Source organism: Glaciimonas sp. GG7, from assembly GCF_052976905.1.
The window spans coordinates 1-26,102 of record NZ_JBRIIQ010000024.1 but is presented as its reverse complement, the minus strand read 5'-3'; the positions used below and the strand labels follow the sequence as shown (position 1 = coordinate 26,102).

Here is a 26,102-nt window from a genome sequence, read left to right as displayed (position 1 = left end):
GGAATCCTGTCCCTTAGAAATCAAAATCACTAGTAAAAGAGCGCCGCACCAGATAGCGCAGCGACTTGTATTCTTTGTAATGGCTGGTGCCTGCCAGTTTTTCGTCCAGCCGCAACACAACCTCTTGGCCGTTGACCTCATCGGCTTTGCGGGTCAATACCAAACGAACATGCGACTCGCGGTCGCGGGGGTTTTCTGACGTCAAGTCAAACGTCAGTTCGTGGCTATCAGAGATCAAGTCACCCGAGTGGGTGTAGATGCCGGCACGTAGCGTGCGCGCCTGCACTTTTTCGGTCACCGCCTGCGACTGATACATCACCACGGCCAGCTGGCCTGATGTGATGGTCGAGGTTGTTCCGCGCAAAATGTCCACGTCAACCACCGACACATCGCTCTGCCGCTTCTTATTGATCTTAATGACAGGAATCACCAACTCCTGCAAGGTGGCCCCGCCATGCACAAAGCGGCTACCGGAGCCTTGCAGGCGCAGACGATGAATCGACTTCGGGATCTGTACTTCCATGTCGCCGGTCAGGCCCAACTGCGCCGAGGTGAACGACTTCAGGCTGGTGTTTTCTTTCAGGCCCCGGCCCAGCACAAAGCGTCGGTCACGGTAAAGAATCGAATCACCTTCCACATCGCCCGCCAGAAAATCGCTCTCTGCCAACGTGCGGTTTTGGTAGATGAAACCATGGTCTGCCGTCACTAACAAGTTGCTGGCGTTGGCCCCGGTCAGCTTTTTGATCAGTCGCAGCAGTTCTTGCAACGTCTCTTCGGCGGCGTTGAACACGCGCTCTTCAGTGTCTCGCGTATCGCCGGTCTTGTCGATCAGGTTGTGATAGATGTAGACTACATCGTTATCGCGCAGCAGGGCACGGGTGTCTTCCTTACCCATTTCCAGCAGGTCTTTGGCCTGAATTGCTTTCCCAACTTTGGCAGCGATCTTGTTCAGAATCTTGTGCCGGTTGTCCGTGCCACGGGAGCTTTGGCCGTCTACCTGCACACCGCCAGATTCATCGCCGGTCAGCATCAGTTCCTTGTTGGGCAACAGCGCTGCCATGCCCAATTGCGTGTAGCTTGGCAGCATGGACAACGCTGGCTCAATGTCGGCATCAAAACGATCTTCTTGGCGGATCAAAGTCAGAAGCTCTTCGCCCACTTCGTAGCGGAACGCGTCCGAAATGATGACGTAGACCTTGTTGTCCTTTTCCAGAAATGGCTGAACCCAGCGCGTAAAGAAGTTACGCTGCAAGGGCACAGGAGGTGCGTCCCAGTGGCGCGTATCGTCCACAAACGGCTGCCAACGGTTGTTCAACTTTACTAGATAGCTATTGGTGTAAAGGTTCTCAATTTGCTCGGCCAGGCTTGCCATCAACGTGACCTCACCTGCCTCGCGAATATGAAATATAAACTTGCGATACAGCTGATCCAGCCGAAACCAAGACTGGCTGTACCGCAACACGCCATCAGCCAACGAGTCCATCGCCAGCGTGGCTTCATCGAGGTTACGAATGAACTCTGCCGCCATCTCAAGGGCGCCATAAAGACTCGCAAAATCAGCGTGCCAGTGGCCTTGCCGCCGCAGGCGTACCCACTGCGCCACATCAGCCGCAGACACCGTGCGTGAGGTCACCTGCTGGACCAAGTCTGAAATAATCTTCTGGTCAATCAGCCGGAAGTAATCCAGCTCCACCAAACTGCGAAAGTCGCGTTTAGCCAAGTCTTGTTCAATGCCCAATGCATCGGCACATTCAGCCGACAAGGCCTCAAAGCTGGCTTCGTATTGGCGGCTGTCTTTCCAGCGCTTCAGGAACACCAAGGCATCGGCAGACATCTTGGCAGTGCGCTCCGTGCCCATGGCAAAGCACGACTTGAACAGCTCCACCACAAAGTCGCGAATGCTCGGCGTTTCAGACACGTAGCCAAAGGCTCGCTCCATCTGCTCCCACAAAAAACCATCCAAGCCGCAACGGTGGATAAGCTTTATTTTGTCGTCTTTGTGTTCTGCCAGTTCGCCCAGCAGGTGTTCCAACACGGCATCTAGACGTGGCTCGCCCCCCGTGCACACCGCCAGCATCTTCATGCGCAGCGCCCCTTGCGTGTCGTCAGGCTTCAGCCAGCGCTTCAATACCTCTTTGCGTTTGCCCGCCTTGAAGAACTCGGCATGGGCCTGTGCCACATCGACAAACTCAAGGCCCAGTTCCAGCTCAGCCAGCCACAAAGCCACCTGATCGGTACGAAACTCGTCATGGGCCAGTTGCACATCCAGCAACCAGTTGTCCAAATCGGCCGGTTGCGGTCCCGGCTTGTAAATCAGGAACTTGCTCTCTGGCTCCTCACGCAAGATACGGTGCTTGATGCCAAACTCGTTGTTGGCAATCTCCAGCTTCTGCACACCGGGCAATGCCAGCGCGTCAAAGTCGGAGCGTAACTCTTCCTTGGTGTCGTACCAGAAGACGATGCGAGTTGCTTCAAATTTTTTGGCCAGCGCCAGGGCTATGCGATTTTCCATCCTCAATCCTCTGGCGCATCTAACCCAACAATCTTCTTCAGCGCTACGCCAAACAAGCCATAGTTGTACCTCACGCCCTTATCGAGATCGATTTTTTTCTGCTCCGTAGCCAGCGGGTACAACACATCTCGTTCGTAACTCTCCAACTCGGCGATGTTCTTTTTCAAGTCTTCAATCTCCTTCAGCGCCTTGGTCTTCTCACCAGCCGAGGCGTTGCCGCTGATGCTCACCTGGTCCAGATGGCTCTTGCGTGCAGCCAACTTTGTGCGGAACTCACGCAAGTAGTCATTCAGCACCACACTTACCGTGTCTGGGCGATATCGGTGCATGTAGATCAACGCGTTGAACGTGCCGTTGGGGCTGGAGAACAGCCAATAGATGGGGCGCTTCTTGTAGCGCTTTATGTGATCGTTGTAGAACTCAGAAAGGAAGTACTCACGTAGCGTGTAGTCCTTCTTTTTCTTTACGTTCAGTCCATTAACGATGAACTGGAGGTTTTCCTCGTAGTGTTCGCCTCCAAAGGTCGCGCGCAGAAAGCTGCGGAAACGCTCGGCCATGTCGTCGGTAAACCAGTCGCCATCGAGTATCGGGATGACGTTGTCGGCATCGGCTGGGAAGGTTGAGTCCGGCACTTGCCGCAGGTAATCCGCCAGTGTCTCGCCTTGGTCGGCGAGAATTAGCCCCGGCTTGTCGAGGCTGTAGCGGCCAAACATGCAGCCCACGGCGTAGGAAATGAACTCCTTCATCGTGTCGGCCAGCACCAGTACTTCCAGCGCGGCTTCGGTCTTGTCGCCACCGTAGCGATAGTGCGGGTTGCAGGTTAATGTGATTTCGCTCAAAGACACATCCGGCCTCGGTTCATCTTGCAAGCCATAGGCATTAATGAAGATACGATAGTTTTCTTCTTCGAGCGATTTCATCTCCAGCGTCAGTTCTCGCCAACGGACGCTGAGTTGGTCGTAGCTTGCCTTAAGCGAAGACGAACGACATGAAGATTCCAACAGCGGAAGATTGATGAAATCCCAAGATGTTTCATATGAATTCCAATCTACTTTGGCAATCCCTACCAATGCTTTTGCAACCTTTATAGTTTCATCCGAAATGAATAAAGCTGACAGAGTTAGTTTTCTGAAATCACCAGATTGAAAATGCAAAGTTGGGTTAAGTATTTTTGACCAATTATCAGCAAACTTAGTATTCAGTAAAGCCAGGCCAACATAAAGTAGATCTGGCTTACTAAAAAAAGCGGAAGGGCCGGATGCATCAAAAATGCATCCCTCTGGCATCAACCGCCCGGACAGCTTTCCTGAGGTTACATCAGACCAAGTTATACCTTGCTGAAGGTAAAATTCCTCACCCCTTACACAAGAATTCTTCTCTGCCTTTATCCGCTCTCCGTTATTTTCCCAATCAACATAGAAATCAAGATTTCCATACCACTTTCTAAATCGCCCCCCTTTGTTATATGGAAACCATTTAAGTGTCAGTTGCTTCTTTGATACTTCACTCCATGCTCTCACGTACAGATCATTGTTGCCTGTCTGCACTCCATTTGATGAAGTAGCAAATGTAGATAGTGCGGGGAACTCATCGAAGCATCTTAGTTCAGCTTTACTTACCCAATACGCAATTGGATTACCGGGAATTTTCCTGAAATCGGTAGTTGACGCGCGATAGAACCAGCCACAATCTGGATTCTTGATGGCCTCTTGCAGCATCCCTGATTTTTCTGCTTCTGAATTTCCGTCAACTAGTCGAATATCGCCACCTTTGAACTCTGGACGATAGGCGTTTTCCAGAACAAATGCAGTTGTCTGCACTACCTCACCACCAATGCTGTCGAAGGCTCGGGCGCCCAAATGCGCCATTGAAACCAGCGTTTTCTGATTCAGCAAGTTCTCGCGAAACCTTTCGAACGATGAAAGAAACATCCAGCTTTGCATAGTAATCATGGATACTGCACCTTGTTTCACAGCAAGGTCGAGATTGCGCTCGATGAACATGGCAAACAGATCGGATTTGCTATCCGGGTAGTTATCCTTCGCCCAAGCCCCCAGACGCCCATTCATGCTTCGACCTCCCATATAAGGAGGATTGGCAACCACAACATGATATTTCGGGCTTAGATAATCGGCTTGGCGCAGCGCGATCAGAACCTTACGATGCGTCTCAGCCAAGAACAGTTGGCCACCCATGTCTTTGGCCTCCAGCATTGGCAGGATGCCCGCCACGTCGGTCAGTGCAGGCCGGATCAGTGAACCGAAGTTGTCGGCCTCGGCAAACTGCTTAAGGGTGGCGCGCAGGTTATCAGTGAACAGATCGCGCCCCACTAAGTCCATGTACTCATCCATCTCGTCTTTTACGAATTCCACGTTTTTCAGCACGCAAATGTTCGGTTGGACGCGCTTGTTGAAAAAACGGCGCTGTTTGGCGCGAGCCTTCATGGTCAATGCGAAGGCTGCAAGCTCACCAGCACGTTCGTCGATCTCGATGCCATAGAGGTTATGCTTGAGAATTTTCTCGGGAATCTCGGCGGGATCGGTGCCTGCTTCTTCGTAAATGGCATAAAGCAAATCAAAAGCGTAGGTGAGCATGTGGCCGGAACCGCAGGCCGGGTCGCACACCTTGATGTCTTCTGGCTTGCTAATGTGCAAAAAATTCGTCTCTGGCTGCCCGGGCTTAATGTAGTAGTCCATCTGATCGACCAGCCGTGAGTTCGGACGATTGAGCAGCCACAGGCGACCCAGCGAGTTTTCCACCAGATAGCGCACGATGTAGTGCGGGGTGAAAAGTTGTGTGGCGGCCGGAATATCTTCAGGGTCAATCTTGCCGCTCTTCTTTAGTCCACTGAAGACCTCATCTTTTTTCTCTGATATGTAGAACTGATAAAGCCAGCCAAGGACTTCCACGTCCTCGCACGTATCCGGTGTCATCGCTTCGCGGGTGTAGGCAAGGATGGCGTTGCCCGAAAGCAGATCATCCGGCATCAAGAGTTCGGTGTAGTCGGCGATGCGCTCGAACAGGTAGGGCATGGCTCGGTGGAAATCGTTACACGCAGCCACCACCAGCAGGCGATAGGCCTCTTGCTGCGGGTCGCGGCTAGTTGCGCTTTCGTTCAGTAGTGCAATGACCTGCTGGCGCACATCGGCGGGCACCATCTCTTCGTCGAGGTGCCCCATCTTGGCCTCGGCCAGAATCTCGGGCTGGAACTGGCCTTCCAAGGGCGACACCACGGCAATCCGGCTGTAGTGGTTTACGTCCATGAAGCGCAGCGCGCAAAAGCGGTTGAACCATGTGTAGGCCACTTTCTCGATCACATGCTCTTTGCTGGTATCTTTGATCTGCTTTTCCAGATCTTGCACCGTCTTGGAGTTCTCTCGCCGCGCAGCACTGTCTTTGGCCAATACCATGCCCAACTTAGCCGCGACTTGTTCCAGCAGCGTGCGGCGGGCGTATTGGGCGAAGCGCCTTAGTTTAGTGGTTTCCATTGTTTTTATGCTCCTGGCTGAGGTGCAGCCGCTGAGATTGGGGTGATGGCGGCGGAGCCGGCGCTAAGGCGCGTGACCGGCCACTTCGGAAAGTTTTCGTTCCAAGTCTCAATGTTGAAGACCTGGCAGTTCTCGACCAGCTTGCGTTGCCAGCGTGGGGTTGGCATTCCCATGGGGGGCAGCTTTCTTGCGATCTCATCCGAAAGGTTAAGCAAAAGTGCTGGCTCTAACGTAATGAGGCTGATGTAATGAATCGGCTTGCCGACCTTGCCTTCCGCCCAGCGGTAGACAAATGAGTCGATGAACTTCGCGGCGAACGTGCCGCTCAAGGTGCCGTCATTCAATCCGCCGAGAAACTTTGCCAGTCCTTCTGCCTGCGCATTGGGATTGCTGGGGTCTTTCACTTCTACAAAGACCCAAGCCTCAGCCATTTCCACAACAAAATCAACCCGATGCATGACGCTAATGCCGTGAAAATTCGGCAAAGCGGGCTTCATCTGATCAAAGACAAAGCCATCTTCGGCGTCGGTGAAGTCAAACGATAGGTCGCGTTCTGCTAGATTCATTTGCCCAGATTCCCCATCTTCAGGCGAACCTGTTCTTTGGTCAAATCGTTGAAGGTATCGGCAATCGCGTTTGGCGTGATGGCGAGATAGTCATCGGTAGATTCGAGTTTGACCTCCGCCGTAGCCGGATCTTTGTAGAGGGCGTGGAAACGAACGTGGTCACCTTTTCCCTTGTCCATGAGCAGGTCGAACCACTTCAGCAACACATAGTCGTGCGTGGCCAGCACGATTTGCTGCCCGTTGCGAGATAACTCTATCAATACTTCGACAACCTGACGCAGCAGTTTCGGATTCATGTTCGTCTCAGGCTCGTCCCAAATTAAGGGGCCGCTGATGCCCGGCAACAAGCTCTTGTTTAATACCAATCGCTGAATCACACCTAGCTTGCGTACCCCTTCTGCGGACATATGAGCAGAAACGGCCTCTCCGGTTTTTACGACGAACTGTGAAGTTTTGGTGTCGCTGTATGCGTACTTCTCTGGATCTGCTTTGTCGAGCAACTCATTCGGGTCTTTCTTAAAGCTCTTCTGATATTCTCCAGGGTGGAAAACAACTGTTCCCCCCTGGAACACGAACCTGCCATTGATCGCTTCGGCCAGCTTTTCGTAGACGCTACCGAACCTTGGCTCATTCTCGATTACCTTAGCCTCATTTGTAACCGGATCTCGGACTATCAGAGCGCAAAGATCAAAGTAGGTTTGATCAAAAAGACGAACCAACGTGGCATTGTCAGATGCTGGGTCAGATATTCCTCCGACTAATGACATGACTTCTTTTGTTGGAATGAAGATTGGCGGTCCACTCATCAGCTGAGATTTTGTTTCACCTCCTGAAATGGTTCCGCCTCGCTTGCTAGGAATCTTGATTTCAATTCCGCCGGCTGAAAACGATGCTCCTAGTTCCGCGTGCCGTTGGCCATTTAAAGGTCGTCGTACCAACCGGCTGAGGTCACCGTCGATTGGCTTAAACAGTGCTTCTAATTGCTTGACCTTCCATTCGAATCGAGCGGCTACATCAACTTGCTGGTCGAGCGCAGCTGCCCCAGCAAGAAGGTATGCTGCCTTTAGAAGGTGGGTTTTACCGGTGCCGTTCTCACCGATGATGATGTTAATATTGGGTGAAAACGTGATAGCGTGTTCGCCGGTCAGATTGCCGAACTTGGTGAAGTTCTTGAGCTCTAGTTTTTCAATCATGTTGATTCCTTAAATCTGCACGCGCTTGCCGTCGCTGATGGTCTTGAGCAGGGCTTTGCGCATAGAATCAACATAGCGCTCTACATCGCTTGCATCTGCAAGCCAAGCTTTGTCAAAGTCCACCCGGATGTTGCGACTTGGTACGTACTCAATCTTGGATTCAGCTGGTGTGGCTGTCTCATTAGCGGTGGTGGTTGTTGCTGTGCTTGTACCCGTGACTGCTGGCTTGACCGATACTGGCTTGGCCCAGGCAGACAAGTGCGATAGCAGGCGTTGGTATTCGTCGTCTTCAAAGCGGCGCAAGGTGTCGCGAATGACCGCGATCAGCTTTTGCCGTGCGATGCTCTGCGCACAGCGTTCAAACGGTTCGGCGATCTGCATTTGCTGTTCAGTAGACAGTGCGGTGAATTCCGCCATGCTGTGGATGCGTCGCTCCAGCGTTTCGACGGCGGTTTTTGCTGTGTCGATCTCGGTGCTAAGTTGCCCAGCGATCTTGGCTTGCAAGGCATCAACCAGCGTTTTGATCTGCTGCATCCGGCTACCTTTGAAGCAATCCGCATCAGTCAGTGCCGAGCTGAGCTGAGCTGCTTCTTCGCCGGGTACGTAGGCGAAGTTGGGCTCCTGGCTTTGCACAAACTTGCGGGCCTCAACGAAGATGTCTTTCTGCACGCCGTTCATGAATCTGCGGATGGGGTCGATGACCTTTTCCTTCACGTCCAGCAAAGCATCTTCCTGCCGCGCCAGTTCTGTCAGGTGCCACGTGTAAGGCTTGTCGCTGACTTCCTTGAGCGTTTCCAGCACCGGTTTGAGTGCAGCCAAGAACGGATACTGGTTGACTTGCGCAGCCAGCAGGGTCAGGTCAGAATGCAGTTGCTTGAACGCGGCTTCCGCCTCTTTGCCCAAGGCCTTGGCTTCGCCAGCGCCAGCGGGCGTGTCAAAAAAGTCGGCAAAGAACTCTTTCAGCGCCCGCACTTGGGAAGCGGTGTAGTCAACCTGGGGTTCGAGGACGACAGTGCCATGGCCATGCGTGTTGCGCAGGGCACGTTCCAGCTCGTCGTCTTCCAGTACGTTGCCATCCACGCGCACCTCGATTTTACCTCTGGCACAGAGGTGCGCCAAGATGCAAAGCACTGCCGCGAAGTACCAGCCGTAAGGTTTGCGTTCGAACTTCTCCAGCAGACTCTTCAGTGTGGTTCTAACGCCGCCACGGTTGTTGCTTTGGATAAAGGCCAACATTTCTTGCTCTGACTCGGCCAAGATAGTGGCATCTGTCCCGAACAGGCCTTCTTGCGAGTGCTTGAGGAACTTGCCTATATCGTTCTCTACGTAAGGGAGTCCGCGCAACATGCGCAGATTGGGATAGACCCGCTGGATCAGCTCGTAGAAACCTTTCGTGACGCGAATTTGGGCCTCTTCTGACCCAATGTCCACATCACCGCCAGAAATGATGAGTTTGGCTTTGCCCAAAAGCGATTGCACGAGTGTCTGCAAATCACCATGGCGTTCGCGGTTCTGGAAACCTTTGTCGGTAAGAATCCGTTTGACGTTTTCCTGCTGGGTGGTGGAGACGGTTTGCCGGATGTATTTTTCGGTGCGCTTGTACATCAACAGATCGCGCACCAGCTGGTCGTCGGGCGGCATGATCACTAGCAGCTCGTCGCGCCCCATGCTTTGCATACGCAGGATGGTTTCGCTCTCCGCATTTTCATGGAATGGGCTGATCACGTGGATGGCAAGCTCGTATTCGCGGCCTTGTAGCTTGTCATCTAGCTTGCGGGAATAAGGGTAGTCCTGCCCTCCACTGTTGCCGTTCGGTTCAAATCGGATCTTCCGGTTCTTGATGACGTGGTCGAAGATCAGCTTTTCAAGCTCGCTGCTGACATCTAAAGATTCAACTTCAGTGTTCTTGATCTCCTGCTCGACGTCTTTTTCTTCATCGGTCAGGTATTCGTACAACTCGCCGTTGCGCTGAATATAGGTTTGCTGCTCTAGCAGGTTCAGTGCTTCTTCAACCTTCTTGCGCAACTGGGGCAGGTTTTGGTTAAAGCTTTCCAGCATCAGCACGCACAAGTTGCGCAGCGTGGGCTTGAACTCCTTGACGTACTTCACGAGGAAGAGCGTTTTCAACAGTTTTTTGGCAAACGTGTTGTCAAGCTGATTCTCGGCATTGATGATGGCTCGCTGAATGTGTGACTTGAGTGCGGTCCGAATGCCCTCAAACATCAGGTCGAAGGTGGCTAAGTGCCCTAGTTGATGGCTGCTGATCTGTTTGGCAACCTCTTGGAATACGCCGAGCATGGAGCGCTCACCTACCGAACTGTGCTTGCCTTCAAAGCCGTTGTGCTGAGACAAGCTCTGGATGGCTGACTGGAACAAGCCGAACTGGTATGGGATGAACGGATAGCAATGAATGAAGTGGTCACGGTCCTGAAAGTTGCGGTAGTTCTGCGAGCCATCCGCAAAGTCGAACAGCGTTTTGAAGTTGTTCGACTGCTGGTGATATACGTCCGTGAGCAGGCTGATGCCCTCATCATTTTTCATCAGCAGGCGCTTTTGAATGACCTCAGCCACATCGGCGCTGGTGAGCTTCATTCGGTTGGAAAAGCGAGCTTGAATCTTTGTGAAGTCGTTGCTCTGCTGCTTGCTCATTTCGCCCACCACCGTGGACATGTCCTCTTGTGCGGTGACCATGACCCAGGCGCGGCCATTGCACTTGGTAGCCAAGCTCTCAGCAATGGTTTGCAGGTTAGTCATGAGCTTGACGTTATCAGCGATATACTGCCCGACCTCGTCCACAAAGAAATTCAGACGGAAGTTGGCTGGTCGCTTGTCGAGAAAGGCTTTGACCTGATTGGCGAAGTCTTCAATCGAGACGCGGTATTGGCTGCGGTACTTGTCCAGAATGCCTGCTGCGTCCGCGTCAGCATCTCCCGTGGCCACGGCATAGGCGCGGGCGATGTTTTTGGATTCCAGTAACGCTTGCTCCCGGCCACGTGGCCAGTCCCGGCCAGAAATATCTTGGTAGGCTGCTTTGAATGCGCCGTAAAGGCCACGGCTGTCCAGATCACGTTCGAACTGCGCAATATGCCCTTGTTTGCCGTAGTAGCCGCAGGTTTCATCAAAGACCTTGACGAACACGGACAGCAACGCGTCCATCTGCGTCTTGCTGATGACGTCGGCTTTTTGGTCAATGTTGAACAGAATGCTTTGCGCCGGGATGTTGACAGCACGCTTCAGATCACCGCGCAAAATCTCGTTCTCGCCACACTTGGAGAGGAATAAATCCAATGCGGCCACGCCATCAATCGCACGGTTTTCCAAGAGCAGCGCCAGCATCTTAAGCAAGTGCGACTTACCTGAACCGAAGAAGCCAGATATCCAAACGCCGTTGGCACCTTCATAGTTGTTGTAGGCATCAAGAAATGCTTCAAGACGCTTTTCAACCTCATTGGTCAATACGTATTCCTCAAGCTCAAGGAGCAGGCTTGCTTCGTCGTCAGCTTTGATCACCCCTTCGATAGGACGATCAACCGGCTTTTTGAAAATGGCTTTTAGGTTCATCAAGCTGCTCTCGCTTTAAACTTCGTAATCAAAGATGTTGAACGCCCGGTAGTACTTGTCGTCTCGCAGGCGGCCAAACAGCTCAAGGGCTGCGCCGGCTTCCAGCGAATGCGTGTAAGCACCGGGAAAAAACATGACTGTCGGTTGATCTTTTGCCGTGCTCTGAAGGTTGTTTAGCACGTTGTGCGAGCGGATATACGGGAACACCTCCGCCACACCGGACAGGAACAACACGTCGAACTCATTGCGTTCAATCAATCCGGCAATGGCAGGAACCAAGTGCGCTTCGGGGTCCAGCATCCCTTGCAGCAGCTCCAACAGCTCAGGCTTGGAAACTGTGCTCTCCACTTCAAGAACCTGCATCCATACGTCTCGCTCTTTGAGCAGTTCAACCGAAAGGTCATAGAGATTCACCTCAAGCACACGCACACCATTCTGACCAAGCCTGTTGGTGAGCTGCTTTTGAAGACGCTCCATTTCGACCGCTTCAGTGGGCTTGAAGGGACAAATGAAGAACGGCACTTCGGTGTAGCCCTTCATTAGCAAAAAACGCTGGCTACCGATGACAGCCAGCAAGTGCTGGAATCGTTCTTGGAGGGAGCCTTTAGTCAACTCGCCCATCATTGCGCCTTCATACTTGACCGGAAACCAAGCACCGGAAAAATGCGGATCATGTCTATTCTTTTTTGCGAAACCAGTTTTTCCACATGCGGAGACAGCACAGCAGGTTGAATGGAGTTACTGGCTGAAATTAACTCAGCATCCCGAAGCATTCGAAATAAATTCTGACGTAGCTTTTTGCGGGTCATGGGGGTTATGGCATCAAGGTCTTCATGCCAATCCGCTTTTGCATTGAAGAATGCATCGAAGTCTTGGTAGCTCACGTCATACCGAAGCGTCATAAAGCGTTCCCGAATCACTTCAACAGCAAATTCCTGGATAAAAGGATAGCGGCAACACACGGCAAGCCAGAGGATATTTGCGCGCTCTTGACTAGAACCACGCGCAACCAATTCAAGAGCATCGTCGGTCAAGGTTTTGAGGCGTGCAGAGATTTCGCGGTAAATGCGAGTCGCAGAACTTTGGGTTCTGGTCTGAAGCAGCCCCTGCTTCAGCGATTTTTCGCGGACGGCATCCCAATTCATTTCTTCCAAATACAGCTGGGCCACTTTTTCTGATTCTTGGCAGAAAAGGCCTCCTGTAGTGAATGACATGCTGTATTTAGCTAAAGCGATCATTATTCTTCAATGCTTGATTTGTTTTCGTTAGCACCACCAGCCTTGACCCAAAGATCAACTTCACTCTTCTGAAACTTCCAGAACCGGCCAACGCGGTGCGCAGGCATGTTCATTTTGGCGATCCATGCGTAAATAGTGTCTTTGCTGACACCCAAATATGCGGCGATCTCCTCAACCGACAACCAGCGATCCGACATGGCGGTGTTTTCCATTTATTAAGGTAAAGTAACTGGACAATGCCGTAGGATTATACAGAGCCTGATCAATATGAATCGGATTTGACCTGAATAGACCAGTTTTGATATGTAATAGATGGGACTTGTTCTGATTGAACTATGGGCGGGGAAACCACCTACCCCGTCTTGGTCCGCGTTGGCCGTCCAGCACGAACCCGATGAGCTGGTGGGTACGATGGTCGCGCGGCTTCCTGCAAAGACTCGGCCTATTCGCCACAAAACTTGAAAAAACTCGGCACGACCTGCGATGTCGTGACGATATATTGATGGCATTGCAACCCTACGACTCTGCCATGAAACCGATCCCTTCCGCAATTTGTTGATCCATCTTGAATTGGATGAAGAACCTCTAAACGTCTGGTGGCCAAAGGCCACTATCGAAGACCCCTCTAGGGGTACCGTAAGGATTCCTGCGCAAATGAGTAACATGTTAAAAAAACCATAAAATTTATGGTGTTCTGCGCTACTGGATGACCGGAACGGGGCGGTTGCCGCCAATGGCGGGCCTTCGGCAGTTGTAAGCGTGTTAGCCAACCATTCGGCCTGCGACTACGGCCAATTCGGCAGTGCTTAACCCCAATCCCGCCCAGCCTTCGGCGAACTTGGCGCTTTGCGACCGGGGAAGTTGGTCGCTTGTTAGGTTACGAATCCGCACCCGAGCTGGCAGCGATGCCCCTTCGCCCACAAAGATTGCTTCTTGCTGCGCGAGATTAGGGAGGGCTTTCGTCATCCCAGAAAGACCGTCAGGGAGAAATCGAGCGACGTGCTGTTGGTCAGCTTGATTCGTTAATCTCAAAACAAGCCAAGTGCCGCATTGCGATATGACGGTGCTTTCAACGTCCGCAGGGCGCTGACTTACGAGCATTAGCCCAATTCCATATTTTCGGCCCTCTCGGGCGATCCGTCGTATAGCCATCTGTGCCGAAGCGTACTCCGCTTCACCACGGTCTGGTACATATCGGTGTGCTTCTTCGCAGACCAGCAATATCGGATCTTTCTTCCTCTCATCGCTGGTCTGGTACAGCTTATATTGGAAAAGTAGTCTTGCGAGCATTGCGGCAAGAGGGCCAGCAACCTCGTTGGGAAGACCTGAAATATCGAGGATTCGTATGTCCTGCTTGGCGCCTTCTCCGACTTGAGCTTCTCCGACAAACTGTTGGAGCACATCAGATAGACTAGGTGCATCTTGCCCCCAGTTTTGCATCAAAAAGTGAACGCGCGGGTCACGTCTAAGAATTGATATTTTGTCCAAGATGGACTTGAATTTGTCGGCAAAGGCCCCGTCCGCCATCTTTTTCAAGGCCGCATCCTTAACAACTGCTCCTTGCAGATAAATAATGTGATTGACCAATTCATCTAATGAAAAAGGGCGCGGCTTGTCGCGGTCAAACTCGACCAAAACCTGCTCATCAATTCCAGACTTTGGGCGCGGTTCATCAGGACTGCCTCCGTCTGCTGGCGCCGCGCCGCCGTAACCAGTTGGCGCTGCATCTACAAGACCAGCAGCTACCATGCGTGCATGTGTGAGGGCCTTGTAGATGATATTGTTCTGGGTCGTGGCTTCAAATTCTGTTTTGCCGATGGCTAGTGATCTGAACTCATCTGCAGACATTAACCAATAAGGAAGTTTGATCGGTTCCCCTTGTGCCTGCTCGTGCCCAATTGGATCGTATGCACGATATACAACTGCGCGATTCCCAAACGCTTGTCCGTATTCGCCGTGCGGGTCGATTATGACGATGCGAGGGCGGCATAAGTCCGTTCCGTTGGGTTTGTGTTCAAGTACGCTGTGGAGTAGTGCCGCGACAGCCCCTGACTTTCCTGAGCCTGTGGACCCCAGTACGGCACAGTGCATTCCAAACATTTTATCTATATTTGCCCGGCAACGGGCCGAGTCTGCGCCAACATAGGTAGCAAATGGAACGAGGGGGTCGATTGCAGCGTCATGAAATTGGCCTTCCGCTGATTTATATAGATCAACAGCTTCATCTCGCGTCAGAAGATATACGCCTTGGCGCGGCAGAGGGTATGTCGAAACGCCGCGAGTGAATTTAAGTACGCCACCTACACCCTGCCAAACTCCTTCCGCAAATAACTCAATTTCCATTACCCGTTGATCTGCTTCGGGAGGAATAATTTGTCCTTGCTCTATCAATTCTTCCGACCGCATTCTCAACAACGTTACGAATCCGAATACCAGGCGACGTCCAAAATGCACTTTTACAATGCTGCCTATTTGGCCGATTGGATAGACACGTCCGTCGTGACTACGTGTTAGCTCTGTCACGTCACCACTTAATTCAACGCGGATAGTTGTTCCAGCGACTTCAACGATATTGCCAATCTTAAGATCAGCGACCAGGTCAAAATTTGCCATCACACTGCCCCTTCCGCGCCGTTTTCAAGAACTTTAGTAACGCCGCCGAAAGTCCACCAGTCCAAAGATGTGCCGTCGCTTCGCCCATGTAACGGGCCAACAGGTCCGACATATAGGCCGTGTTGTGTCATGACGTACACTCTTTTCCCCCAAGACGATTTACGCCATTGATCTAGCACTTGCGGAATGCCGGGAAATTCGCCACAAAATGCCAGAATGGTCGTTTTGCTTGATGGAGCAGACATAGCGAACTCAATTTCCTGATTTATATGGTCGTCACCGAAGCTATATCCACAAATTGCGAGAACATTGTCGCTCCCATTGGAAAGGGCGCGCCGGAATACATCAAACTGAGCGGCAAACGGGTCTCGTTGCGTGGCTACATATTTCGTTGCTTGCGGATAAATTAGGACGCGACCGGCACGATCAGGGTAAAGATCTCGATCACGGACTCGCCATACCTTGCCATCGTCCCCTAAATACCAGTCAATCGAACCATGCAACTTCATTACGTGTGCGCGGCACCCGGTAGCGGGTTCGTCGTCACCATACCTGTGGTTCCTGAAGGCGACGGCGCCACCAGAAAATCCATCCCAATACGAGTAGCAGCCAAGTGCCAGCGCATCTTCTAGCAGCGTGTCGTAGTTTGTGGTGAAAAAACGAATCGGTGGTCGCCGACCATCCAGTCCGGCCTGCCGCTTACCAATTAGTGCCTTCACGAACGCCGCGTGATGCGCAACGGAAACCATCGGACTGCCGTATGAGCCAACTACGGCCGGATTGCCACCGTCGGCTGCCTTGTAACCCCACCGCACTGTTTCAGAGATGTATTTTAGAACTTCAGTATGCGCCGCTTCAAGGTCAGCAACAGCATACTCAACGCCAGCAACCGTTACCCGGCCAGAGGAACTTCTATTGCCTAGCGTCGTGTAGTCACCAAGCTGGCTCAATATATGTTCAATATGGGTGTGTGCGGGAAGCTCTGCCAGCAAGGCATCCAGCAATGGCTTATGTGGGGATGCCACCGTCAGTTCCATCACTCTATTCGTTAGTGGGTACATGAGCGGTATGCCTGCGTCCCTGCTAACGCCTGCGCCTAGCAGCCACATTTGATTGGGGCGGCTCAGGAATTCGTCAAGTTGCAGCAAGTACCCGTCATCAACTGCGCTCATTAAGGTCTCCGGTCACGTGCCATGATTGCTATTCTGAAATGTTGAAATGTTGAATTATGCAACATACCACTCTGGGCCTACTAATGACCAAATATTTCACTGCGAACGGCGGCAACCGCTGCACTGCTGACGATAAAGACCGACGTGCCGACCGGCAGCAACGGGGCGTTACCTGTCGTTCGGTGACGCGAAAATACGTTGATTCCAGAGCTGTTTTCGCCTGTTACTCATTTACGTAGGAATCCTTACGGTCCCCCCTCTACCGGAGAGGTCGCTCCGGTTTCCTTGCGCCGCCATGAAGCCAGCCGGGAGGCTGCGGCGTTGAAGGTGCTTTTCGAGGCTCGTCGGCGCATTCAAGCAAGCACCTGGCACAATTAGAATGACGCACTTGCCTTGAAAACGACCGTTTTTAAGACATGTACATTCGCCGTAGCCACTATTTTTTAGCTTTGGTCTGCACTTGTTCGCCATCCTTCGCCGCTGTCTTGAAAGCATCCAGCATTGCTGTTTGCTGATCCTTCATCGCCCCAACCTGGCCGCGCAATGTGGCCGCATCCTCGCGGGCCTGGCCGGCTTCCTTGCGCACCTGGTCAAGCTCGGATTGCATCGAGGCGAGCACCTTGCGTTGCTCCTGGTACGTCCCTTGGGCTGCTTCGGCTTGTGCCGTCACGGTCGCCAGTTGCGCCCGTAGTGTCTCGGCCAACGCGACTCCGGCTTCGCGGGTGTCGGCCAGCGTAGCGGCGTCCTGTTCTGCCCTGATCTTTGCGGCCGACAATTCGGCGCGCACCTGGCTTACGTCCCGGTGTGCGTGGTCAAGCTCGGCCCGCAAGTCGGTCGCGCGTCGCTCGATTTCCACGGTGCGGGCATCTGCTCGTTCTGCCGCTGCCTTAGCATCAGCCAACGCGCGGCGGGTGTCGTCAAGCTGACCGGCGATCTCGACAGCACGGTTAGCGGCCTCAACGCGCTGCCCCTCAATCTCCGCAATCTTGGCCTGGGCAATTTCAAGCTCGGCGGCCTGGGCCTCGTAAGCGTCGGAAAGCTGCTTATTCAATATGTCGGACTCAACCCGCTCGGCCTCCCACCCTGCTTGCGCGGCCCGCAAAGACTCGTTCGCCATTTCCTGGGCTTGCTGCCACAACACGGCCAGCGCTTGGCTGTGAAGCTGCCGAACAGCATCCGGCACCTGGATCGCGACCGGAGCGGCTTGGGCCGTCTGCGCTCTGCGCCACTCCTTCATTGCCGTGCTGGCATCGCCCATGCTGGCCTTTGCGGCCCTGCGGACTGCATCAACGGTAGGAAAGCCGGCGCGGCCGGCTTGCTCGAAAAGCGTATCGGCGGCGGCAAAGATGCGGTCGCGGGTGTCCTTATTCATTTCCATCTTGCCGGCTCCTGCCTTAGTAAGTAGTAATAGTAGTAATAGTAGTAATATTACTACTATTACTACTTACTACCAAACTATTTTTACAATTTTTCCCCCGACGCCATGCGAAAAAAAACCCGCGCAAGGCGGGTTCGTCGTAACTGTCATCGATTATGGCAGGCCGGCATTCGCGGGCCTTATTGCTTTCTTTCCGTAGCAGATCCTGGGGTCAATAAGGTCTGGGGTCAGTGGAACAACTATTTGCCATAGTTTCCCCTATGAAATCACTGATACCAATTTGCGGACTTTTACTCCATCTCTTTCGGCCAACGCCATAACATTAGCGATTGTAGGCAGCACCACGTTAAAAATGTGCACCATCTGACTCCCGCCGATCTCTCGAATTAAATCAGTTCTCAATACAAAGATTTCGCGTGCGCGCTTACCTGGGGTAATTTGCACATAGCTGCCAAAAGTGCCACCTACCATTGAATCTACTTGTCCAATTTCCTATTCGACAAAAACATTTTACTAACGTCAGCACACTATCATCTGTAAAGTATCTAATGATAGAATAAATGCCTTCGATAGCCGAGGTGCGGATATGAATAGAAATAACCAATGAAATGGCAATGGAGCGAGGATGAGCTTCATACTCACTGGTTCTTGTCGTTGGCAGAACGTGACTTGTTCTCCCGAAAAACCAAACATGGCCGCCTTGGATTCGCTATTCTGCTGAAGTTTTTTCAAAGCCAAGGGCACTTTCCAGAACATCGCCACGCTATTCCGGGCACGGTTGTCTGCTACTTGTCGGAACAGATTGGTGTGACAGTTGACAGCCTGGATCGTTACGATTGGACGGGACGCTCGTGTAAGCGTGATCGCGCTGAAGTCCTTGCATTTTTAGGTATTCGCCGACACGTTCAAAAAGATAAATATGCATTAGCGCTATGGCTGCAGACCGAGATATTGCCAGAGGACCCATCGCTTGAGCATCTCGGGGAGCTGGCGCGGGACTGGTTTTCTGTTCGACACATAGAACCGCCAGGTTCATCGCGGCTGGAACGATTTCTGCACACCACTGCGCATGATTTTGAAACCGGATTGTTTCTGCGTATTGCAACACTACTGACTCACGAAGCCAAATCCTCCATTGACGCTCTGCTTGATATCAAAGATGACGCTGAGATAATCAATCCCGCCGAGCGCCGCGGTATACCTTGGATCAGTGCCGATCCCGGAGGAGTTAGTCTCGATTGTGCATTGCAAGAACTGGCTAAACTTGATCGTGTTCGCCAGCTTGATTTACCCTTGGATGCGTTCGCTGCATTGCCAGCGAAATGGCTACAAAAATATTGCCGACGCGCTGGAGCCGAATCGACTTGGGAATTGCGTCGTCATCCAGACGACATTCGTCACTCACTGGTTGCTGCGTTTTGTTGGCAGCGGCAGCAGGCAATAACAGATAGCCTCGTCGATTTATTCATTCAGGCTGTTCACAAAATTGGTACCCGTGCCGAAAATAAAGTAGAGAAACAGCTATTCGAAGATTTGCGCCAGGTACGCGGCAAAACTAACGTTCTGTTCAAGTTAGCTGAAGCTGCTGTTGGGCAGCCGGAGGGCGTCATCAAAGATGTGCTCTATCCGGTAGTTGGACTCCAGACGCTCGAAGATTTAGTAAAGGAATTCAAAGCTAGCGGTAAGGCATATAAGCAAGTCGTGCATAAGGTGATTCGCGCATCTTATAGCAATCATTACCGCCGCATGTTGCCGCCGATCGTCGATGCATTGGCATTTCAAAGCAACAACAATGTCCATCAACCAGTGATGCGGGCGTTAACATTGCTTAAAACCTACCGTAATAGCAGCCAGCAATACTTTTCTTCTGACGAGGACATACCAATTGATGGCGTCATCCGACCTAAATGGCAGGATATCGTTGTGGAACAGGGCGACGATGGTAAGCCGCGAATCAATCGTATCAATTACGAGATAGGGGTACTGCAAGCGCTACGTGAGCGCCTGCGCAACAAGGAGATCTGGGTGGTTGGCGCGCATCGTTATCGGAATCCAGACAAGGATTTGCCAAATGACTTCGATGCAAACCGTATTGCTTACTATGACGCACTGACACTGCCACAAGATTGCGATACGTTTATCGCAAAAATCAAACAAGCAATGGTCGATGGGTTAAAGACACTCAACCAAGGTATGCCCAAGAATCCATCAGTTAAATTGCGTGATCAAGGCAAGAACCGTATTGCTCTCTCTCCCCTAGAGGCGCAACCGGATCCTGAGAATCTGAAGTATATGAAGGCTGAAATCTTCCGGCGCTGGGCATCGACCAGCCTGCTCGACATGCTCAAGGAAACTGATCTGCGGATTGATTTTACGAAGGTGTTTCAAAGTAGTCGGCAGCGCGAGACGCTTGATCGCGACACGTTGCAACGACGTTTATTGTTGTGCCTATATGCGCTTGGCACGAACGCAGGGATCAAGCGAGTGGCCGCTGGTGGCCACGGTGCCAGCTATCAGGAGCTACTTTATGTCCGCCACAGTTTCCTGCAAAAAAACACGTTGCGCGAAGCGATTTCCCAAATCGCGAATGCTACTTTCGCTGTTCGCTTGCCAGAGATATGGGGCGAAGGAACGACCAGTTGCGCGTCGGACTCGAAAAAATTTGGTGCATGGGATCAAAATCTCTTAACCGAGTGGCATGTTCGTTACGGTGGTCGCGGTGTCATGATTTATTGGCACGTAGAGAACAAATCTGTGTGTATCTATTCACAATTGAAGCGTTGTTCTTCGTCAGAAGTGGCATCAATGATAGAGGGTGTATTGCGTCATGAAACCGATGCGAATGTCCAGAAGCAATACACCGATAGCCACGGACAAAGCGAGGTCGGCTTCGCATTTTGTTATCTGCTAGGTTTCGACCTATTGCCACGCCTGAAGGCGATTGCATCACAAAAGCTCTATTTGCCGGAAGTAGGTTCGGCCTCAGAATATACCAATCTGGCGTCGATTCTGACCAACCCGATTAAGTGGGAGTTAATCCGACAGCAATATGACGAGATGGTCAAATACGCGACCGCACTACGGTTGGGAACGGCAGACGCCGAAGCCATTTTGCGCCGCTTCGCGCGTGGCAATTTACAACATCCAACGTATAAAGCGCTTGCAGAATTAGGTAAAGCGATAAAAACAATTTTCATGTGCCGTTACCTGCATTCAGAAGCATTGCGGCGCGAGATTCATGAAGGACTCAATGTCGTAGAAAATTGGAACAGCGCCAATGGTTTTATCTTCTACGGACAGAGCGGTGAAATCGCGTCGAATCGGATGGAAGACCAAGAACTGTCAGTGTTGTCGTTACATCTGCTGCAACTGTGTCTGGTCTATGTGAATACGCTAATGATCCAGCAAGTACTCGCCGAAGGGCAATGGAAAAAGCGCATGAATAGCGTGGACTTGAGAGCGCTGTCGCCGCTTATCTACGCGCATGTGAATCCGTATGGTCGGTTCGAATTGGATATGAATGTCCGTTTGCCAATTCATAGTGAGGCTGGGCTGTTGGCGGCATAAAGTGCGTAGTCTTCAGCAGCGGCAATGATTTTATAAATACGTCAGGAGCATCAAATGACAAAAAATAATGCGACACACATTTACGTAATCAAAATCACTTTGCAAGAATGAAGAACCCAAAAAAGGATGCACAAGCCGTGCAAGTAAGTAGCATCACGACGACACTTGTCGGCGACATCCGTAGCTTAATCAACGAAGCTAAAATTGGACTGGCGGCCACCGTCAATTCGACTTTGACGCTACTGTATTGGCGTATTGGGCAGCGCATCCATACCGAGGTGCTCAAGGGTGGGCGAGCGGAATATGGCGGGCAAATCGTAGCAAACTTGGCCCAACAATTAGAAGCCGAACAGGGACGTGGTTTTAGCACTAAGAACTTGCGTCACATGTTGCGTTTTTCCGAGGTATTCCCTAACACGGAGATTGTCTCGACGCTGTCGAGACAATTGGCCTGGAGTCACTTCCTTGAAATCATCTACATGAAAGATGACCTCAAGCGTGATTTTTACGCGGAGATGTGTCGCCTTGAACGATGGAGTGTTCGCACACTGCGACAGCGTGTTGGTTCAATGCTTTTTGAGCGCACAGCGCTGTCACGTAAACCAGATGAGTTAATCCAGCAGGAGCTAGCTACACTGCGAGAGTCAGACCTATTGTCACCAGCGCTCGTACTAAAAGATCCTTATATTCTCGATTTCCTTGGCTTGCAAGATCGGCATCTGGAGAAAGACCTTGAGGATGCCATTTTGCGTGAACTGGAAAATTTCTTGCTGGAACTTGGAGCAGGATTTACTTTCGTCGCCCGCCAGAAACGGTTACAGATAGATAACGATGATTTCTACATTGACCTGTTATTTTATAACCGCCGTCTCAAGCGACTAGTTGCCATTGAGTTAAAGCTAGGCGACTTTGAGGCGGCTCATAAAAGCCAGATGGAACTTTATCTACGCTGGCTGGCCAAGCATGAACAGGAGCCAGGCGAAGCACCTCCTCTGGGTATCATTCTGTGTACCGGTAAAAAGCGTGAACAGATCGAATTGTTGGAGTTGGATCAAACCGGCATTCACGTCGCCGAATATCTGACCGGCTTACCACCACGGCAACTGCTGGAGCAGAAACTGCACGAGGCAGTCGCACTGTCGAAAGCGCGGATTGAAAATCGCGCAAGTCCTACGGATGGTGAGATGGGGAGCGAAACATGAATACCATTTCTAAAAAAACAATTTCTATCATTAGAGCATGCTCTAATGATTTATTTTTAGTTGCGCGTAAAACTCTATCAATAGAATCAATCAATAATTTTGATATGCTGAATATCACATCATCTATAACCCTTGTGGTCGAAAAATGATCGTTGGCTACGCAAGAACTTCCACTATCGATCAAGTTGCTGGTTTCGAAGCACAAATCGAAGCGTTGAAAAAAGCGGGTTGCGAAAAGCTATTTAGTGAGCAGGTGTCCTCTGTCGTCATTCGCGCGCAATTGGAAAACGCCCTCGACTTTGTACGAGAAGGCGATGTGTTCGTGGTGACTAAACTGGATCGACTTGCACGTTCCATTGCAAACCTAATGGCGATTATTGAGGTGTTGGAACGCAAACACGTAGGCGTGAGAATTCTTAATTTAGGGATGGATACCGAGACACCAACTGGCAAGCTAATGTTAACTGTCTTAGGCGCTGTAGCTCAATTTGAAAGGGAAATGATGCTGGAGCGCCAGCGCGAGGGAGTCGTAAAAGCCAAAGCTGCTGGCAAATACAAAGGCCGGAAACCAATTGCCTCAGATCGCCGGCAGAATGTGGTTCGCTTGGCATCTGAGGGAGCAACAAAAGCTAGTATCGCCAGCCAACTCGGTATTGGAGAGGCCACTGTATATCGCATTTTAGCTGCCGAAAAAAGTTCTAAATAGATAACAAAAAATAGGGGGCAGGTAAGATGGCACTTTTGGCAGCTATGTACAAACTACCCCATCAAGGATCAGGTTCGTAAAGTTGGCCGCCAGATTGATAAAACGGCGCGCTACGATGCCGAGAATTTTTTCAATAGTATGCCGCTTCGATTACCGGATCCACCGCTTGCGCCGCCGCGCTATGCGTTGCAAGTAGATGCGGGCTACATTCGCTCGGTCCCTGCAAGGTGTCATGGTAGGCGCTCGTTTGCGATCATTGCCGCGCGGCTTCGTCATTCGGACGGTCCATCAGCATCAATGGCGTACGTGATGACGAGATGTGGTCAGCCCTGGACCGGTTTCACCATTTTTTACATCGGCACGTCGTTCCGATTGATGCACCAGTGTCCGTCATCAGCGATCGGGTGAAGATGTTGCCTACCCGACTTATTTACCCTGGCGGCCAGTGCAGCGCATCCTCGATTGGTTTCATATTGCAATGCGGTTCGAGCACATCCTCCAGCGGATTCGCGGCATGCGCCATTCGCAGCCAGACGATGCCGCTACCCTGATGAAGAAAGTTGCGTCTGCAAAATGGCGGCTGTGGCATGGTCGCGCAAAGGTGCGATCGAACGGCTGGGCGAGGTTGCTAAAATAACGACCAGCAAGCTTCAGAAGCAAGTGAAAGACATGATTGGCTCTGGGCTCAGATCAGAGCCGGTTAATCAACTATGGTGCCCACTATCGGGCAGGTCTTCCGATCTCGACGAGTCTGGCGGAGTCAGCGGTTAACTTTGTGACCGGAGATCGCTTAGGGACAAATGCGCTGGACTCTTGCTGGCGCGAAAGCTCTGTTGCATATTCGCGTAACAGATCTCAACGGTGAGTTTGCCGATATTTTTAAGAAACCGCTCTATGTAAAGCGCTCAAAGTTTACACAAAAAAATCTTTGGGAAGATTTCCCTATGGCTGCGTAAATCAAGAGTTCAGCCCCCGATTTCGTCCGCTCTCTGCCGTAACTATTTGTTTTTAAAAGGAGTAAGTTTTGAAAAACGACAGGGCGTCAACTTGATAACACTTTTACTAAGTTTTTTATCAATTTTACTTCGGTTGACGGCCTTACCAAGTGTTTTCGTGGCATGATAATTATCGTAAGTTACTCGTCAACCAATAATTTTGCCACATCCTGCACGAAACCGTGCCTTGGCCAAGAGTAGAACCTCCACAGTAAATTGGGGATTTGAGTGAAATTTCAGCAATTACGTACTTTTGTGCAAGTCGCGGAAAAAGGTAGTGTTCGTGCCGCGGCAGACTCCTTGAATGTTTCAGCTACCGCAGCAAGTCAATCGTTAAAAGAGCTGGAACATAATGTTGGCTTTCCGCTCTTTACCCGGCACAGCCAGGGGGTGGTTACCACTATTCTTGGCCGACAATTTCTGGAACATGCACGTCTGATACTTGGTCAGGTTGATCGCGCAGAGAAGGAGTTGGTTCAACTGCGCGGACAGGTTGGCGGTTCGCTCGCAATTGGTGTCACGCCGTGGGTTTCACAGTCGATCCTGCCATATGCGATTCGAGCTTTTCGACTAGTCCGGCCGGACGTGAGACTGGATGTGTACGAAACTCTCGGGCGCGGCCACCAACCTTTGCGCGAAGGCACGTTAGATATCGTAATCGGCATGCCGCCAGCGCCGCAGCACGCTGCCGGATTTAAAACCCAAAACCTTTTCGAGTGTGCCATGGCAATTGTTGGACGGATGGGCCATCCGCTCTCTGACTGCACTTCGATGGCTGAGCTTTGGGAATGCGATTGGTTACTTACCTTACGCCAGGATGTGATAGAGCAGCCCCTCTTGGACATGTTAGCGCCTTTTGGTGTGCAACCCTGCACTGAAAAAATTCATTTGGCCCGTTCAACTCTGAGCGTGCTCGCCATGCTGGAAGGTAGCAATATGCTCACGGTATGTCCGTGGCCGTTGGTTGAAACACCACTCATGCGAAACCGTATTTTAGCCCTGCCGATCCGCAACCCGTTGCCAGTTCTGACCACAAGTTTGGTAACTCGACGTGGTGATGCACTGACAGCGGTTGCAAAAATATTTATCGATTGCTTCATGGATGCGACGCGGGAGTGTCAACATTCTGTCGAGGTATCGTTGCGACGCATCATGAATTCTGTGGAGGACATATCAGGCAAAATTGCAGCCGAAGCAGTCGGCACACCTCCCGACGTGTAAAGCAAACGTTGACGCCCTCCGTTTCGCAGGGGTACTCAAGACCCGCTGCCGTCCGTAGAATCAATAGCGTTAGTTCGAGTGGAAGTATGCCGAACTAGCATGATGGCTACATGACAAAACGCTAACGGAGACATTATGACGCAGCCAGCTTTACCACTTGTGCCTATTGGGCACGCCGAGCGCAGACGAGCTATCTTCGCCTCTGTCATCGGCAACGGACTTGAATGGTTTGATTTCGGCATTTACGGCGTATTCGGCGGGATCCTCTCGAAACTGTTCTTTCCAACCAGCGACCCTGCTGCGCTGATGCTGGTCGCGACCGCTACGTTTGGTATCGCATTCGTCGTACGTCCCATCGGTGGAATATTGTTTGGCATGTATGCAGACCGTGCCGGCCGCAAGGCGGCCATGTCGATAATTATCCTGTTAATGGCCATCGGAACCGGGCTAATTGGCATAGCGCCGACCTATGCGATGATCGGCGTCGCCGCGCCCGCCATCATTATCCTTGCCCGTGTTCTACAAGGCTTGTCCGCTGGCGGCGAGTTCGCCAGCGCCACCGCGATGTTGATCGAATATGCACCCCCAAACCGGCGCGGTTTCATCGGTAGCTTTCAGATGTGTTCCCAGGCATTGGCCTTTGCGCTTGGTGGCGCGGCAGGTTACTTCATTACCCACTCTTTGCCTCCG

The 26,102-nt window shown here is 51.7% G+C and carries 19 protein-coding genes; 8 read left to right on the top strand and 11 right to left on the bottom strand.

Features of this window, described 5'->3' with window-relative positions; all coding sequences use genetic code 11:
• Window positions 1-13: 13 nt before the first annotated feature.
• From pglZ to ACVBEF_RS08100, 11 genes are all read right to left on the bottom strand, one after another.
• Window positions 14-2,512, bottom strand: coding sequence for a BREX-1 system phosphatase PglZ type A (gene pglZ, locus ACVBEF_RS08150; protein ID WP_447123445.1), 2,499 nt, complete (start codon window positions 2,510-2,512; stop codon window positions 14-16).
• Between the two features lie 2 nt (window positions 2,513-2,514).
• Window positions 2,515-6,000 carry a BREX-1 system adenine-specific DNA-methyltransferase PglX gene (gene pglX, locus ACVBEF_RS08145; protein ID WP_447123444.1) on the bottom strand — a complete coding sequence of 1,162 codons (3,486 nt, stop codon included), beginning with the start codon at window positions 5,998-6,000 and terminating at the stop codon, window positions 2,515-2,517.
• Between the two features lie 5 nt (window positions 6,001-6,005).
• A complete protein-coding gene (locus ACVBEF_RS08140) occupies window positions 6,006-6,566 on the bottom strand; it encodes a hypothetical protein (RefSeq protein WP_447123443.1) in 561 nt (186 codons plus the stop codon).
• Entirely contained in the window at window positions 6,563-7,759 is a 1,197-nt protein-coding gene (locus ACVBEF_RS08135) for an AAA family ATPase (protein ID WP_447123442.1), read from the bottom strand. Before ACVBEF_RS08135 ends, ACVBEF_RS08140 begins: the two co-directional genes overlap by 4 nt.
• 9 nt (window positions 7,760-7,768) lie before the next feature.
• Window positions 7,769-11,320: a BREX system P-loop protein BrxC gene (gene brxC / locus ACVBEF_RS08130; RefSeq protein ID WP_447123441.1), complete on the bottom strand. Its 3,552-nt coding sequence runs from the start codon at window positions 11,318-11,320 to the stop codon at window positions 7,769-7,771.
• 15 nt (window positions 11,321-11,335) lie between these two features.
• On the bottom strand, window positions 11,336-11,941 hold the full coding sequence (locus ACVBEF_RS08125; RefSeq protein ID WP_447123440.1) for a DUF1788 domain-containing protein: 606 nt from the start codon (window positions 11,939-11,941) through the stop codon (window positions 11,336-11,338).
• A complete protein-coding gene (locus ACVBEF_RS08120; protein ID WP_447123439.1) occupies window positions 11,941-12,558 on the bottom strand; it encodes a DUF1819 family protein in 618 nt (205 codons plus the stop codon). Before ACVBEF_RS08120 ends, ACVBEF_RS08125 begins: the two co-directional genes overlap by 1 nt.
• Window positions 12,558-12,770, bottom strand: coding sequence for a methylation-associated defense system helix-turn-helix domain-containing protein MAD1 (mads1, locus tag ACVBEF_RS08115; protein ID WP_447123438.1), 213 nt, complete (start codon window positions 12,768-12,770; stop codon window positions 12,558-12,560). The genes ACVBEF_RS08120 and mads1 overlap by 1 nt, the downstream gene beginning before the upstream one ends.
• 550 nt (window positions 12,771-13,320) lie before the next feature.
• Window positions 13,321-15,171: an ATP-binding protein gene (locus tag ACVBEF_RS08110; RefSeq protein ID WP_447123437.1), complete on the bottom strand. Its 1,851-nt coding sequence runs from the start codon at window positions 15,169-15,171 to the stop codon at window positions 13,321-13,323.
• Window positions 15,171-16,232, bottom strand: coding sequence for an SIR2 family protein (locus tag ACVBEF_RS08105; protein ID WP_447123436.1), 1,062 nt, complete (start codon window positions 16,230-16,232; stop codon window positions 15,171-15,173). Before ACVBEF_RS08105 ends, ACVBEF_RS08110 begins: the two co-directional genes overlap by 1 nt.
• A 547-nt stretch (window positions 16,233-16,779) precedes the next feature.
• Entirely contained in the window at window positions 16,780-17,721 is a 942-nt protein-coding gene (locus tag ACVBEF_RS08100; protein ID WP_447123435.1) for a DNA-binding protein, read from the bottom strand.
• Between the two features lie 603 nt (window positions 17,722-18,324).
• Here ACVBEF_RS08100 and ACVBEF_RS08095 point away from each other — a divergent pair.
• The 8 genes from ACVBEF_RS08095 to ACVBEF_RS08060 form a co-directional block, all read left to right on the top strand.
• Window positions 18,325-21,288 (top strand): Tn3 family transposase, encoded by a 2,964-nt coding sequence (locus ACVBEF_RS08095; RefSeq protein ID WP_447123434.1) that lies wholly within the window; start codon window positions 18,325-18,327, stop codon window positions 21,286-21,288.
• 107 nt (window positions 21,289-21,395) lie between these two features.
• Complete coding sequence (locus tag ACVBEF_RS08090) at window positions 21,396-22,490, top strand: PDDEXK nuclease domain-containing protein (RefSeq protein ID WP_447123433.1); 1,095 nt, start codon at window positions 21,396-21,398, stop codon at window positions 22,488-22,490.
• Complete coding sequence (locus tag ACVBEF_RS08085) at window positions 22,487-22,639, top strand: hypothetical protein (protein ID WP_447123432.1); 153 nt, start codon at window positions 22,487-22,489, stop codon at window positions 22,637-22,639. Before ACVBEF_RS08090 ends, ACVBEF_RS08085 begins: the two co-directional genes overlap by 4 nt.
• The gene (locus tag ACVBEF_RS08080) at window positions 22,636-23,196 is read left to right on the top strand and encodes a recombinase family protein (protein ID WP_447123431.1); all 561 of its coding nucleotides are present in this window, start codon (window positions 22,636-22,638) and stop codon (window positions 23,194-23,196) included. The genes ACVBEF_RS08085 and ACVBEF_RS08080 overlap by 4 nt, the downstream gene beginning before the upstream one ends.
• A 445-nt stretch (window positions 23,197-23,641) precedes the next feature.
• Window positions 23,642-23,833, top strand: a complete 192-nt coding sequence (locus tag ACVBEF_RS08075) for a hypothetical protein (RefSeq protein WP_447123430.1) — start codon at window positions 23,642-23,644, stop codon at window positions 23,831-23,833.
• A 163-nt stretch (window positions 23,834-23,996) separates the two neighbouring features.
• Window positions 23,997-24,152, top strand: coding sequence for a hypothetical protein (locus tag ACVBEF_RS08070; protein WP_447123429.1), 156 nt, complete (start codon window positions 23,997-23,999; stop codon window positions 24,150-24,152).
• A gap of 267 nt (window positions 24,153-24,419) precedes the next feature.
• A complete protein-coding gene (locus ACVBEF_RS08065) occupies window positions 24,420-25,412 on the top strand; it encodes a LysR family transcriptional regulator (RefSeq protein WP_447123428.1) in 993 nt (330 codons plus the stop codon).
• Between the two features lie 159 nt (window positions 25,413-25,571).
• Window positions 25,572-26,102 (top strand): MFS transporter (locus ACVBEF_RS08060; RefSeq protein ID WP_447123427.1); only part of this gene is annotated, 531 nt, incomplete at its 3' end.

What these genes read in the sequence shown, in the direction of transcription:
- ACVBEF_RS08070 (WP_447123429.1), top strand. Translation starts at nt 23,997, where the DNA reads ATGCGCTGGACTCTTGCTGGCGCGAAAGCTCTGTTGCATATTCGCGTA.
- ACVBEF_RS08085 (WP_447123432.1), top strand. Translation starts at nt 22,487, where the DNA reads ATGAATACCATTTCTAAAAAAACAATTTCTATCATTAGAGCATGCTCT.
- pglZ (WP_447123445.1), bottom strand. Translation starts at nt 2,512, where the DNA reads ATGGAAAATCGCATAGCCCTGGCGCTGGCCAAAAAATTTGAAGCAACT.
- ACVBEF_RS08105 (WP_447123436.1), bottom strand. Translation starts at nt 16,232, where the DNA reads ATGTACCCACTAACGAATAGAGTGATGGAACTGACGGTGGCATCCCCA.
- ACVBEF_RS08080 (WP_447123431.1), top strand. Translation starts at nt 22,636, where the DNA reads ATGATCGTTGGCTACGCAAGAACTTCCACTATCGATCAAGTTGCTGGT.
- ACVBEF_RS08110 (WP_447123437.1), bottom strand. Translation starts at nt 15,171, where the DNA reads ATGGCAAATTTTGACCTGGTCGCTGATCTTAAGATTGGCAATATCGTT.
- ACVBEF_RS08090 (WP_447123433.1), top strand. Translation starts at nt 21,396, where the DNA reads ATGAAGAACCCAAAAAAGGATGCACAAGCCGTGCAAGTAAGTAGCATC.
- brxC (WP_447123441.1), bottom strand. Translation starts at nt 11,320, where the DNA reads ATGAACCTAAAAGCCATTTTCAAAAAGCCGGTTGATCGTCCTATCGAA.
- ACVBEF_RS08135 (WP_447123442.1), bottom strand. Translation starts at nt 7,759, where the DNA reads ATGATTGAAAAACTAGAGCTCAAGAACTTCACCAAGTTCGGCAATCTG.
- ACVBEF_RS08095 (WP_447123434.1), top strand. Translation starts at nt 18,325, where the DNA reads ATGAAATGGCAATGGAGCGAGGATGAGCTTCATACTCACTGGTTCTTG.
- mads1 (WP_447123438.1), bottom strand. Translation starts at nt 12,770, where the DNA reads ATGGAAAACACCGCCATGTCGGATCGCTGGTTGTCGGTTGAGGAGATC.
- ACVBEF_RS08120 (WP_447123439.1), bottom strand. Translation starts at nt 12,558, where the DNA reads ATGATCGCTTTAGCTAAATACAGCATGTCATTCACTACAGGAGGCCTT.
- ACVBEF_RS08100 (WP_447123435.1), bottom strand. Translation starts at nt 17,721, where the DNA reads ATGGAAATGAATAAGGACACCCGCGACCGCATCTTTGCCGCCGCCGAT.
- ACVBEF_RS08125 (WP_447123440.1), bottom strand. Translation starts at nt 11,941, where the DNA reads ATGGGCGAGTTGACTAAAGGCTCCCTCCAAGAACGATTCCAGCACTTG.
- ACVBEF_RS08140 (WP_447123443.1), bottom strand. Translation starts at nt 6,566, where the DNA reads ATGAATCTAGCAGAACGCGACCTATCGTTTGACTTCACCGACGCCGAA.
- pglX (WP_447123444.1), bottom strand. Translation starts at nt 6,000, where the DNA reads ATGGAAACCACTAAACTAAGGCGCTTCGCCCAATACGCCCGCCGCACG.